The organism is uncultured Intestinimonas sp., from assembly GCF_944387725.1.
Taxonomy (GTDB): Bacteria; Bacillota; Clostridia; order Oscillospirales; family Oscillospiraceae; genus Intestinimonas.
Genome location: NZ_CALXGA010000061.1, coordinates 1 through 13,068, shown reverse-complemented (window position 1 = coordinate 13,068; position 13,068 = coordinate 1). Strand labels below are relative to the sequence as shown.

Here is a 13,068-nt window from a genome sequence, read left to right as displayed (position 1 = left end):
AGCAACCACCGAATACAAAAAATACAAGGCCCGGACGCTTAGTGAAGTGGAAAAGGACTATCTGGATTCCATCAAGGTGCTGGAGCAGAAGACAGAGAAAAAGTGAGAGGCTGTAGTTGCCCTATGGAGAGCAGACAGATGAAGAAAGAAAAGACAAAAGTTTACACCTACACCAGAGTCTCCACCGCTATGCAGGTGGACGGCTACTCGCTGGATGCGCAGAAGGCCAAAATGAAGGCATATGCCGACTACAATGATTATGAGATTGTCGGTGAATATGAGGATGCGGGAAAGTCCGGCAAGTCTATCGAAGGCCGGGCGCAATTCAGCCAGATGATGGAGGACATCAAATCCGGCAAAGACGGCGTGTCTTATGTGTTGGTGTTCAAATTGTCGCGCTTTGGCAGAAATGCGGCGGACGTGCTCTCTTCCCTTCAGGTCATGCAGGATTTTGGTGTCAACCTGGTTTGTGTGGAAGATGGCATTGATTCTTCCAAGGACGCGGGTAAATTGATGATCTCCGTCCTGTCTGCCGTGGCGGAGATTGAACGCGAAAATATCCGTGTCCAAACCATGGAGGGCCGCATCCAAAAGGCAAGAGAGGGCCGCTGGAATGGTGGCTTTGCCCCCTATGGGTATCGGCTGGTGGATGGAAAACTGATGATCAACGAGGAAGAAGCAAAGGCGATCCGTGTCATCTATGACCAGTATGTTCACACGGACATTGGCGCAAATGGCATCGCAAAATATCTGGAGAACCATGACATTCGCAAAATACCTCGGCAGAATGGGAAGAATCCCCTATTTGATGCACACCTAATCCGGCTGATTCTGAAAAATCCGGTGTATTGCGGAAAAATTGCCTATGGCCGCCGCAAGATGGAAAAAGTGCGCGGCACAAGGAACGAGTATAAGCTGGTGGAGCAGGACAATTACCTGCTGGCAGATGGTTTGCACGAACCGATTATTTCGGAAGAAGTCTGGCAGGCGGCACAGGTGAAGCTGCTGGCACAGGCCAAGAAATACGAACACGTCAATCGCGGGAAAGATGAACACGTACATCTGCTCTCCGGCATTGTAAAATGTCCTGTCTGCGGAGCCGGAATGTATGGGAATAAAAGCATCAAGCACAAAGCGGACGGCACTAAGTACAAGGACTTTTATTATTATGGCTGTAAGCATCGCTCTATGATTCGTGGGCATAAGTGTGATTACAAAAAGCAGATCCGGGAAGAACTGCTGGACGATGCCGTGACAGAAGTCATTGTAAAGCTGGTGAGCAATCCGAAGTTTGCTGCCATGATGCAGGAAAAAATCAATATGAAAGTGGATACTGCCGCCATTGACCAGGAGATTGCCAATTACGAGAAGCAGCTGCGCCAGCATTATTCCGTCAAGGCAAAGCTGGCGGAGGAGATTGATTCTCTCGACCCGGACGACCGGCACTATGTCCGGCGCAAGGCCGATTTGGATGACCGCCTTTACAGGATGTATGATAAGATTGAAGAGACGGAATCTCTGTTGATTGCGGCCAGAGCCAAAAAGCAGTCCATTGAGGCAGAGAAACTGACCGGTGATAATATCTATAAAGTGCTGATTTACTTTGAAAAACTGTACGGCGTGATGAATGAGGAGGAACGGCGGCAGTTGATTGAGGCATTGATCTCTGAGATTCAGATTTACCCGGAGCGTCAAGCCAACGGACATTGGCTGAAATCCATCAAATTCAAGCTGCCGATCATCGAGGAAGACATGAGTATCAGTTTGGACAACGAAGAACAAGTCGAGACAATAGTGTCGCTACAGAGAGAAACCTCGTAGGAATCCTTAGATTTCGGCACTTTTCTTTGCGTTTGCGGCCCAGGTCAGTGCCGGTGGTGCCTGACCAATCGATTGAGCAGAAAACCTTGTTTCATGGAAATTTGCGCACCGTCAGATATGGGTTTCGGAATTGGCCGGCATACAAAACGTGCCGGCAGCAAAATAAATGAAAAAGGCAAAATAGATTGACAAATTTTAGTCTGTTTTTTATAATAATGTCTGAGAAATCAACCGCAAAGCGGTTGATTCGCGTGGTATAGCCGCGCAATGCTTCCCACAATCGCCGATTTCAGCAAATGTGGGAAGCATTCGGCCATTGTTATAGTGCGCACTTCCTGAGGAGGCATGGATATGCCGCCGCAGGAAGTGCAAGGTTTTTGGCTGTTTCGGCCCAAAATCTTGCGCTTGTACAAAGCCAATGAGACTTGAAAGGCTGGCTTCCCGGTCTTTCGGCTTTGTCCAGTGCGCATTATAATAAAGGCAAGGTATGCCTTGCTTCATTTTCTCGATGGGAGAATGAGGCGCCATTCAGAGAAGAAGGAGTGAAGACCATGAGAGACAAAATCGGCAAGTGGAAAAGGGGCCTTGCAGCGATGCTGACGCTGGCAATGCTGCTGGGGCTGCTGCCCACGGCCGCCCTGGCGGCGGACGCGTCCCGCTTTACGGACACCCAGGACCACTGGGGAGAGCCGTACATCCAGCGCGTGGTGTCCGAGGGACTGTTCAATGGGATCAGCGACACCCTCTTCGACCCAGACGGTGGGATGACCCGTGGCATGTTCGTCACGGTGCTCTACCGCCTGAAGGACAAGCTGGACGGGCTGGAGCCCCAGGGACAGGCCCTAAGCTTCAGCGACGTGGCTGCCGGGGCCTGGTACGCCCAGGCGGTGGACTGGGCGGTCAGGGCCGGAATCACCGAGGGCGTGGGCGGCGGCCGCTTTGCCCCAGAGGACCCGGTGACCCGGGAGCAGATGTGCACCTTCCTGGTGCGGTTCCTCTCCGATTATATGGGCTATGACCTGAGCGGGTATACCGCCGGCGGCCTCTTTGCCGACGACGGGTCCATCGCCGCCTGGGCCAGAGAGGCGGTATACCTGGCCCGGGCCCTGGGCCTGGTAGAGGGCGTGGGGAATGACCGGTTTGACCCCCAGGGCACCGCCACCCGGGCCTCCGTGGCTGCCATTGCGGACCGGCTGCTGGACAAGACCAGCGAGCTGGAGGACACCCGTCAGCCCACGCCCACGCCTACGCCCACGCCAACACCTACCCCCACGCCAACACCTACCCCCACGCCCACGCCCTCCGGCGGCGGCTCCAGCGGCGGCGGCTCCAGCGGCGGCGGCTCCAGCTATGTCAGCTTGGCCAGTGTCTACATTCTGCGGGATACCGTGAGCGTCACCGGCCAAACGGTGGACCCCGGCGATGTCCTGTATCCCTATGTCAGCCCCGCTGACTCAGCCGGCAGGAGCGTCTACTCCGTGCGCTGGCTGGTAAACGGTGTGGAGAAGTCTTCGGACAACGTCTACACCGTCAGCGGCTATGACGCGGGTAAGACCATCACTGTGGAGGCCGACGGCATTCGGACGATGGGCTATACCGGCACGGTCACCAGCCCCGCCACCGGGACTGTAAGCTCCAGACTGGATATGACCGCCACCGACCCCGGCCAGGCCCCCGTGGTGGTGGACCCCAGCGCTGCATATTACACAGCCGATGGGTCCCAGGTCCAGGTGGACAGCGGCAGTGTGGTCTCCCTGTCCATCGCACTGTCTGACGGCGAGATCCCCAGCGAGATCGGCGGCCAGCTGGATATTGCCGTGGGGGAGCAGACGGCCAGCAGCACAAAGATTGCGGTGGATGTGAGACTCCTGATGACATTCACAGAGAGGGAGGAGACCACCCAAACGGAAATCCATCCTGTGGGCGATACGGCGGTGACCCTGACCAAGTCCCAGCTGGGCCTTCCAGCGGAGGCGGATCTGAACGGCTATACCTTCCAGATCACCCACACCAATGTGCTCGGCGTACAAGAGACGCTCACCCATGCGGACATTTCTGTGGTGGAGGCGGCGGGCCAGCAGGCCATCCGCTTTACTCTCAACGGCCTGAGCCGAATCTATATCGGCTATGTGGCGCCAATCACTGTCACCTTTGACACCCAGGGAGGCAGCGCTGTGGCCGCCCAGACGGTGAAGCTTGGCGACCTCGTCCAGCTTCCGGCGGACCCCATCCGGGCGGGCTACATCTTTGCCGGCTGGGACGTTGACCTGACCGCTCCGATCCTCGCAGATTGCACTGTGACGGCCAAGTGGGTGCAGGGCACTACTGTGCCGGAAGACCGCGTGACCGTCACGCCCGACAGCGCCGCAGCGGCTCTGCCCCAGGCCGAGTTCCAGGGCGGCGTCTGGCTGGCCACGTTCAGCGCAGGCAACGACTACGGCGCCGGCCAGTCCTACATTGTCCAGATCGCGCCCGTCGCCGGCGGCACGCAGTACGCCATCGCGGACACCGCCCAGGCGGCTCTGGAGGCCCAGGCTGCGGAAGCCTCTGGCTCCGCACGCTTCTCCGTGCCCGCCGTTGACGAGGCCGGCCGGCCCATCCCCGGAGTTACCACCCAGTATATCAAGTGGCTGGACGCCGGCGGGACCCTGCTGGCTCTGGAGTCTGTGACCCTGGAGATCCGCGCCCCCGAGCCGGGCCTGGAGTCCCTGGCTCTGGACAGCGCCATGTCCTGGAGCGGCGCCCGCAACTTTGGCGCGGGAGACTATGCGGTGGCCAGGCCCCTCACCGGCTTTGCCGAGGGCTATTACATCGTCGATAACGAGGACGGCACGGTCTCCGGCGTCATCGTCCCCACCAGCGGCCAGGCGGGCGGCGTGTTTACCGTAGAGCGGTACGATGCCCAGGGCGCCGTAACCGCCACGAAGACCCTGTCCATGGAGCTGCCTGTCCTGGGGACGGTGTTCTCCGGAGCCACCTACAACTATGTGGCCTTCGGCCAGATGAACGCCGCCCTGGAGGACAGCCTGGAGGTATGGCGCATCGTCCAGTACGATAAGGACTGGAACCGGCTGGGGGCCGTCTCCCTCACCGGCGGGGAGACCTACACAAAGGAGCCCTTCCGCTCTGCGGTGCCCCGGATGGCGGAGAGCGCCGACGGTCAGACCGTGGCTCTCTATGCCGCCCGGAACCGCTACGACGGCCATCAGTCCAACATCACCTTCGTGATGAATGCCCAGCCCTTCTCCCTCCAGACCTGCATGGGGGAGGAATTCCCCTCCAACCACGTCAGCCATTCCTTTGGCGAGTTTGTCCAGTTTGACGGCGACCAGATGGTGACGGTGGATCACGGGGACGCCTATCCCCGGTCCTTTGTCCTCCAGGTGGGCGGAAAGGAGCTGGATCTGCTGGAGATCTACGGCGCGACAGGGGATAATGTGACCAACGCCATCGGCAGCGGCTTCGAGGTGTCCGACAGCGGCTACCTGTTCCTGGGCTGCTCCGATCCCCAGGATGGCGTCCAGGGTCAGCCCTGGAACGTATTCCTGGCCTATACAGACAAGACAGCCGACAGCGTCAGCCTCACCTGGCTCACCGACAGCAGCCAGACCATTAACTGCGCCCGGCTGGTGAAGCTGGACGGAAACACCTTTGCCGCCATGTGGAATGACGGCGGCGACCTCCATCTCCAGCTGTTGAACGGCCAGGGCCAGCGAGTGGGCACCGAGCAGGTCTTCCCCGGCATTCCCATGCCCCCCACCCAGCCCTTGGTGCAGCGCGGCAGCATCCGCTGGATTCAGGCGGATGAGAGCGGCGATCCTTACCTTTACACGCTGACCATCGGCTGAATCTCGGAACCGATCCATGCGCCCCGGCTCGATATGGGCCGGGGCGCATTCCGTTTTGAAACGAACTGCCGCAAAAAGGAGCAAAGGGCCGCTGAGACAACCCAAAACAGGGAAGAACTCTACCGCGCCGCACAAAGGCGCAGGGTGTGGAGCGGCACGCCCTTTGGAAAAACAGCGCCAAAAGGCCGTCCCGGCGGGGACGGCCTTTTGCTGTCATAGGTTGTGGGTTGGACCCCTCAGCTCACCACCACAATGCGGACCTTGCCGCCCTCGTCGGGGGTCCTGTCGTAGTAGATGGTGACGTGGTCGGAGAAGGCCCGGGCCAGGTTCAGGGCGTTGACATACGCCTCCTCCCCGGCGTCTTCGGCCACCTGATACCAGGCGCCGGTGGACTGGTTGTAGCACATGACGTTGCGGGCAATGGGGAGCACCATGCCGGGAGTGGTGACGGTCATGGCCTCCACATCGAAGGCCGAGCTGGGGACGCTGGCGGACTGGAGCTCCACCCACCCCTCCAGCATCGTCGTGCCGTCGCTGCGGGTGGGCCCGACCGCCAGGCCGCCGTAGCTGCCCCCCCGCAGGTTCTCGCCGGAGCTGAGCAGGAGCCGCTGACTGGCGCCGTGGATATTGGTGACGGTGGCGTAGGTCAAGATCCTGCCGGTCTGGGCATCGACCTCGCTGGTCGTCTGCACCATGCCGTAGGTATAGCCGTCGCCGGTGGCGCCGTCGAAGATCACGATATCGGCCCTTCCAGAGTAGTCCCTGTGGACATAGGCGATCTCCTCGGCGGGGATTACCGTGCGGGTGATGTCCTCCCGCTCCAGGGGCACCAGGCTGCCCCGGCCCACCTTCTCATAGAAGCGGACGTTGCCCGCCAGGGCCACGGAGTTCATCATGCCGGTGTCCATGTTCAGCGGGGCGGTGCCGCTCTGGCCGGACAGGACTCGCAGGGTGATGCGGCCGCGGCTGGAGGAGGAGACCGTGACCAGATGGCCCAGCATTTCCGCCGCCCGCTCCTCCGAGTAGTTTACGGCCCCCGAGAGGGTCATGTCCTTGCCGGTGTGGTCCTTGGCCTCCAGGAGGGTGACCTCAGCCGTGCCGCTGCTGATGCTCGTCACCGTGCCCACAGGATCGCCCCGAACCACCGAGGGGTCCACGGCCCCGGCCACCTGTCCGTCGTAGGACAGCAGAAGGGTGATCTGCGCCCCCACCCGGAAGGTCCTCAGGTCGGCTGCGGCAGTGGCGAGCACCGGGAACTCCCGGCCCAGCACCGTGACGGTGGCCGGCGTCTCGCTGTTGGGGTAGACGTTCTCATAGATGCCGGTGATCTTCACGTCGGAGACGTACATCACGCTGCTGGCGGCGTCGAAGGTGGTGACGTCATACTGCTGGATGTCCGAACCGCTGGCCGGGAAGCCGTTTTTATAGACGGCGTAGGGCAGGTCGTCGGAGATGTTGGGCTTGTTCTTGAGTACCCGCACCGAGGTGTCCTCCGGGGCCGAGGTCCGCAGGAAGACGTACGCCAGGGTCCCGGTGGAGGAGTATTGCAGGAGGGCCTGAGTGCCGGCGGCAATGCCGTTGAGGTAGGCCTCCTCATAGCTGCTGGACTGGCCGTTCCGCCAGACCGGGGTGTTCTCCGGGTCGCTCACCGCCACCGTCTCGCCGCCGGTGGCCCGGATGCCGTCGTAGCTCAGGGACTGGATGGTCACCACCCGGTAGGTCCCCTCCTCAGAGGGCTGGATGGCGATGACCTTCTCGTCTGCGTCCAGCACCAGCTTGGCCTGACGGCCCACCAAGTCCTGGGAAAAGGGGACATGGTCGGTCCGGTAGATCTGGTCCTGGGAGACCTTTACGCCGGAGGCGCCGTCGGGGGTGGTGGCGTTTAAGTCGAAGAGGATGGTCTCGTCGCTGATGGTGCAGCCCAGAATCGTGAGGTAGGCCTCCCCCTCCTTGTTGTCGGCAAAGAGGAGGTTTTCCATCAGCAGGGCGGTCTGCCCCCGGGTCACGGTGTCGTTGGCGGTGAGGCTCACCCCTTCGGTGAGGCCCAGCTCATCGGCCTTGGCCAGATAGCCGTTGGGCCAGACCATGCCCACATCACTGTCGCCATAGCCCAGAATACGCACCAGGATGGTGATAGCCTCGGCGTAGGTGATGGCCCGGTCGGGGTTGAAGTTGCCGTAGGCGTCCCCCCGGATGATGCCGGGGGTGGTGACGGCGCTCTCCCCGGAACCGGAGGTGGAGCCCTGGGTGGCCACAGCAATGTAGCCCCGGGCCCAGTGGGTGCTGGGGACGTCCCGGAAGACGGTGCGGTTCATCTGGGCGGCCACCTGATCGCCGTTGCCCATGAGCTCCACCGCCATTTTGCAGAACTCAGCCCGGGTCAGGGCCCGGTCGGGCTGGAAGGCGCTGCCGCCGGTGCCGCTGACGATGCCCAGTAGCCGGAGGATTTCGGCGGCCTCGGCCACGTTGGCGTCGTAGATGTCGTTGAAGGCGCTGGCGGAGGCGGCGGAGGCCGCCGGAGCGGCCGGCGGGAGCGTCAGCATCCCCCACAGGGCCGCCATCGCCAGCAGCAGGGCCAGGGCGCGTTTCATTCTCATAGCTCTTGTCTCTCCTTTTCTCATAGGGCTAGTCCGCCCGAAGGGCCTCCACGGGCTGGAGGCCGCTGGCCTTTACGGCCGGGTAGAGGCCGAAGACGATGCCCAGGGCCACCGAGATCAGGAAGGCCCCCACGGTGATGCCCGCGCTGGGCAGCAGGATGGTCTGGAAGCTCATCTTGCCTACAATCAGCGTCCCCAGGTAGCCGGCCAGGATGCCGAAGATGCCCCCGATGCCGCAAATCATGGCGGCCTCAATGAGGAACTGGACGATGATGCTCTTCCGCTCGGCGCCGATGGCCTTGCGGATGCCGATCTCCCGGGTGCGCTCGGTGACGGTGACCAGCATGATATTCATGATGCCGATGCCCCCCACCAGCAGGGAGATGGCGGCGATGCCCCCCAGGAAGCGCTGCTGGAGCTTGTCGGCCTCGGCCTGCTCATTCTGGTAGTTGGTGGGATTGTCGATGTAGTAGTAGCCGTTGTCCTGGCTGATGAAGCCGGCCAGGAAGCCGTTGACCAGAGTGGTGACCTCCTTGAGGGCTTCGGCGTCCTTGGCCTTGATGATGTACTGGTCGATGGGCTGGTTGTTGTTGAAGAGGCGGGTCATGGTGGAGGGGAAGAGGATGATGTAGTCCTGGCGGTTGATGGAGTCCTTGATCCACTGGGCGTCCTCGCCGCCCCCCACGTTGATCGTGCCGCTCTTGCTCTCATAGACACCGATGACCCGGAAGGGGGTGCCGTTGACGGTGATGGTCTTATCCACCGGGTCGGCAAAGCCGAAGAGCTCTTCGGCCACCGCCGAGCCCAGGACGCAGACCTTGCTCTCCTTCTCCACGTCCAGGTAGGAGAGGTCACGGCCCTGGGCGATGACGTAGTCGTTGCACAGGCCGTACTTGTCGTTGCCCAGGATCAGGTTGGGGTACTGCCCGGTGGACATCATGGCGCCGCCCCCCATGCTCTGCCACTGGCGGGAGATGGTTTTGGAGCCGAACTTGATGGTGGGGTCGGAGTAGAGATAGCCCGTGGGGGAGACCCCCACCACCAGGTCGTCCAGCTGGAGGCAGTAGTCATACAGGGCCCCGCCGATGTCCACATCCCCCCGGTAGGAGGAGGCCGAGACATTGATGGTGTTGGTGCCCATGCTCTCGTAGTAGGCCCGCATGGCCATGTTCTGGCCCTGGGCGTAGGAGACCAGGATGATGACGGCGGCCAGGCCGATGATGACGCCCAGCATGGTCAGGGCGGAGCGGCCCTTGTTGGCCGAGATGGACTTGGCCGCCATTTTGAAGGCCTGGGTAAAGTTCACAGGCCCACCTCCTCTCGGGTGCCGTCGGCCACGATCTTTCCGTCGGAGAGGCGGACGATGCGCTCGGCTGTGGCGGCGATGCCGTTGTCGTGGGTGATGAGGATGATGGTGGTGCCGTCGGCGTGGAGGCTGTGGAGGATCTCCAGCACCTGCCGGCCGGTCTTGGAGTCCAGGGCGCCGGTGGGCTCGTCGGCCATGATGATGGGGGGCCGGGCGGCGATGGCCCGGGCGATGGCCACCCGCTGCTGCTGGCCGCCGGACATCTCCGAGGGGATGTGTCCGGCCCGGTCGGCCATATCCACCCGCTCCAGGGCCTCCAGGGCCCGGTCGTGCCGCTGGCCCATGCCCACCCCCTGGTAGATCAGGGGGAGCTCCACGTTCTCCCGGGCGTTGAGGGCGGGGATGAGGTTGTAGCCCTGGAAGATGAAGCCGATCTGCTTGTTGCGGATGTGGGCCAGCTGCTTGTCGGTGAGCTCGGTGACGTCGGTGCCGTCCAGGTGGTAGTCCCCGTAGGTGGGGATGTCCAGGCAGCCCAGGATGTTCATCAGGGTGGACTTGCCGGAGCCGGACTGGCCGATGATGGCCACGAACTCCCCCCGGTCGATCTGGAGGGTCACCCCGTCCAGGGCCCGGACCTCGCTCTCCTGGCCCTCGTGGTAGATCTTGTAGAGGTCTTTGATGTCGATCAGCATGGCGTCACCCTCAGCCGTAACTGCTGCCGTCGTTGACGTAGTAGTTGACGAAGACCTCCTCGCCCCCCTGGAGCCCCTCCTTGACCTCCACATTGTAGTTGTCGGAGAGGCCGGTGGTGACGGGGACGGCGTAGAAGCCGTCGGCCTCGCTGGGGTAAGTGGGGGTCTGGCCGGGCTCTGGCTCCAGGATGTCCAGGTCCACGGCGTTCTCCGGCCGCTCCTCGGCCCGGATGAAGACCACGGTGTAGGTGCTGCCGTCCTCGTCGGAGACGTACTTCACCGCCTGCATGGGCACCACAATGCAGTCGTCGGACTGGCTGGCCACAAAGGAGTAGTCCAGCCACATGCCGGCCAGCAGGGTGCCGGCGGAGTTGTCCACGTCCAGGGTGACGGGGTACTGGGTCATGCCGTTGGAGGAGTTTTCGCCGATGCTCATGTCGATGCTGCTCACGGTGCCCACAAAGACGTTGCCGTTGTAGTCGGTGAGGTCCACCATCATGCCGGGCTGGACAAAGGAGATGTTCCGGTCGTCCACGGTGATCTCCACCACCATGTTGGTGTCGTTGGAGATGGTGATGACGGTCTCGCCGCTGCGGACCTCGGCGCCCGGGGTGAGGGTGCAGGAGGTGACGGTGCCGTCGATGGGGGCGGTGGCGTTGAAATTGCTCAGGGCGGCCTGGGCCTCCGTCAGACTGGCTGTGGCGTCGTCAATCTCGGTCTGCTTGGCCCGGATGTCGGCGTCGATGGTGTCGGATCCCATCACCAGCAGGGTGTCCCCCGCCTCCACGTTGGCGTAGCGCAGGAGGTTCTGGGAGACCAGGGGCCCCCCGGCCTCGGTGGAGATCTCCCGCACCTCGTAATAGGCGGTGGTTCCGTTTTCATAGGGGTAGATGGGGGTCCCGTCGGGGGCGGCGAGGGTAGCGGTGGCCACCATATCGGCGGTGAGGGTGCCGGGGTTGTCGAAGCCCACCACCACCTCAAAGTAGACCGAGCCCTCGGGGGAGATGTAACTGACCTTGTTGACCTCCTCCACGGCGCCGGGGAAGGTGTCCATGACGGCGGGGATGGAGACGGTGGCGCTCTGTCCCACGGAGACGTCGTTTTCGTAGGCGTAGCTGAAGTAGAGGGAGAGCTTGAGCCGCTTGTCGTTGACCAGGGTGCAGACCGTCTCCCCCTCGCCGATGCGCTGGTCGGTCTGGAACTGGGTGACCTCCACCAGCTTGCCGGCGAAGGGGGCCCGGACCGTCAGGCTGTCCACCTTCTCCAGCAGATCGGCCATGTCGTTCTGGAGGGTGGTGACCCGCTCTTGGGCGGCGGTGACGGCGTCCTCAGCCTCCTGGCTGCGGATGGTGTAAAGGGGCTGACCGGCGGTGACGGTGTCCCCGGCGGCCACGAAGACCTCCTGGACGGTGCCGCCCTGGGTCAGGGTGATGGCGGCGGACTCCTTGGCCCGGGCGTTGCCGGAGCCAGAGACCACGCTCTGGATGGAGGAGGTCTCGGCGATCTGGGTCTGAATCTCGCTCTCCACGCTGTTTTGCTGGGTGAGGAAGCGGTAGAGGAAGTAGCCGCCCACCGCCGCAGCGGCGAGGACAAGGACGGCGATGACGGCGTTTTTCACGCGCCGCCTGCGCTGCTTGCGTTCCTTGGACTGCTGGGGCCGGACGGGCGGGGCCGGCGTCTGCACGGGCGCCGCCTGCTGGGTGATATCAGCCATATGTTTTCCCTCCTGATTTACTGTCCCTCCTATTGTATCACGCCCCGGTCGGGACGCAATGACAAACCAGTGACAATTTCTTACGGTTCTCTTAAGATTGCGGGGCCCTCCCCCGCCGGGACAGACCTGCTACCCTTTCAGACGATGCAGAGGGGTAAAAAGTTACAGGGAAAGCGGTATTTTTTTGCCTAGGGCTTGTTTGAAAATTGGCGATGTGTCCAGCAGCGAGGGATTTTGGGCCTCTGGCAAGCAATTTTTTCGCAGGAATCCTGGCGGATTTCAAGGAAAAATTGCGCCGTCCAGGGGGCAAAAGACCCGCTGATTGGACATGTTGACATGTTTCAAACAAGCCCTAGAGGACCGGGACATTTTCTGTGCGGGGCGGCGGAGCCCGTCGGAAACGTCTGAAAAACGTTTCCGACAGGCTGACGAACTTTTTCGACTGCACGCAAAGGGGGGCTCCCCGCCCCCCTTTCACGCGATTCCCCCGGTGCGCATCCGGCAGATTTGTACTTTTTTCGACTGCTTGGGCCGCGGATACGGCGGTCATGGGATTCGCTTACAGCTTTTTGGTGGGGACATGCCAAATGTTTTGGGCGTACTCCCGGATGGAGCGGTCGGCGGCGAAGACGCCGGATTTGGCGATGTTCAGCAGGGCCATCTGGTTCCACCGCTTGGGGTCCCGGTAGGCCTGGCCGGCCCGCTCGTGGGCCTCCCGGTAGCTCTGGAAGTCGGCCAGGAGCATGTACTCGTCGGCCGGGCCGCCGTTGGCGCCGAAGAGGAGGCGGTTGGCCAGGTCGCTGTAGCTCACGCCGTCGCCGTAGCCCTGGGTGAGCTGGTCCACCACCGCCTTGAGCACGCCGTCGCGCATGTAGTACTCGTAGGCCCGGTAGCCCTTCTGCTTCTTTTCAGAGACCTCCTGGGCCTTGAGGCCGAAGAGGAAGATGTTCTCATCCCCCACCTGCTGGTGCATCTCCACGTTGGCCCCGTCCAGGGTGCCGATGGTCAGGGCGCCGTTCATCATGAACTTCATGTTGCCGGTGCCGCTGGCCTCCTTGCCGGCGGTGGAGATCTGCTCGCTGAGCTCGCT

The 13,068-nt window shown here is 62.0% G+C and carries 7 protein-coding genes; 2 read left to right on the top strand and 5 right to left on the bottom strand.

Going from position 1 to position 13,068, the window contains the following annotated elements; all coding sequences use genetic code 11:
• Window positions 1–123 precede the first annotated feature (123 nt).
• Together Q0K09_RS08630 and Q0K09_RS08625 are read left to right on the top strand one after the other, a co-directional pair.
• Window positions 124–1,821: a recombinase family protein gene (locus tag Q0K09_RS08630; protein ID WP_365931924.1), complete on the top strand. Its 1,698-nt coding sequence runs from the start codon at window positions 124–126 to the stop codon at window positions 1,819–1,821.
• Window positions 1,822–2,414: 593 nt separating this feature from the next.
• Window positions 2,415–5,669, top strand: coding sequence for an S-layer homology domain-containing protein (locus Q0K09_RS08625; protein WP_294475321.1), 3,255 nt, complete (start codon window positions 2,415–2,417; stop codon window positions 5,667–5,669).
• A 236-nt stretch (window positions 5,670–5,905) separates the two neighbouring features.
• On the opposite strand, the gene Q0K09_RS08620 is transcribed toward Q0K09_RS08625, so the two are convergent.
• The 5 genes from Q0K09_RS08620 to Q0K09_RS08600 all read right to left on the bottom strand — a co-directional run.
• Window positions 5,906–8,266: an S-layer homology domain-containing protein gene (locus Q0K09_RS08620; protein ID WP_294475320.1), complete on the bottom strand. Its 2,361-nt coding sequence runs from the start codon at window positions 8,264–8,266 to the stop codon at window positions 5,906–5,908.
• 28 nt (window positions 8,267–8,294) lie between these two features.
• A complete protein-coding gene (locus tag Q0K09_RS08615; protein WP_294475318.1) occupies window positions 8,295–9,572 on the bottom strand; it encodes an ABC transporter permease in 1,278 nt (425 codons plus the stop codon).
• Window positions 9,569–10,264: an ABC transporter ATP-binding protein gene (locus tag Q0K09_RS08610; RefSeq protein ID WP_294475316.1), complete on the bottom strand. Its 696-nt coding sequence runs from the start codon at window positions 10,262–10,264 to the stop codon at window positions 9,569–9,571. The genes Q0K09_RS08615 and Q0K09_RS08610 overlap by 4 nt, the downstream gene beginning before the upstream one ends.
• A 10-nt stretch (window positions 10,265–10,274) precedes the next feature.
• A complete protein-coding gene (locus Q0K09_RS08605) occupies window positions 10,275–11,978 on the bottom strand; it encodes an HlyD family efflux transporter periplasmic adaptor subunit (protein ID WP_294475313.1) in 1,704 nt (567 codons plus the stop codon).
• 559 nt (window positions 11,979–12,537) lie between these two features.
• A partial coding sequence (locus Q0K09_RS08600) for a glycogen/starch/alpha-glucan phosphorylase (RefSeq protein ID WP_294475311.1) occupies window positions 12,538–13,068 on the bottom strand: 531 nt, incomplete at its 5' end.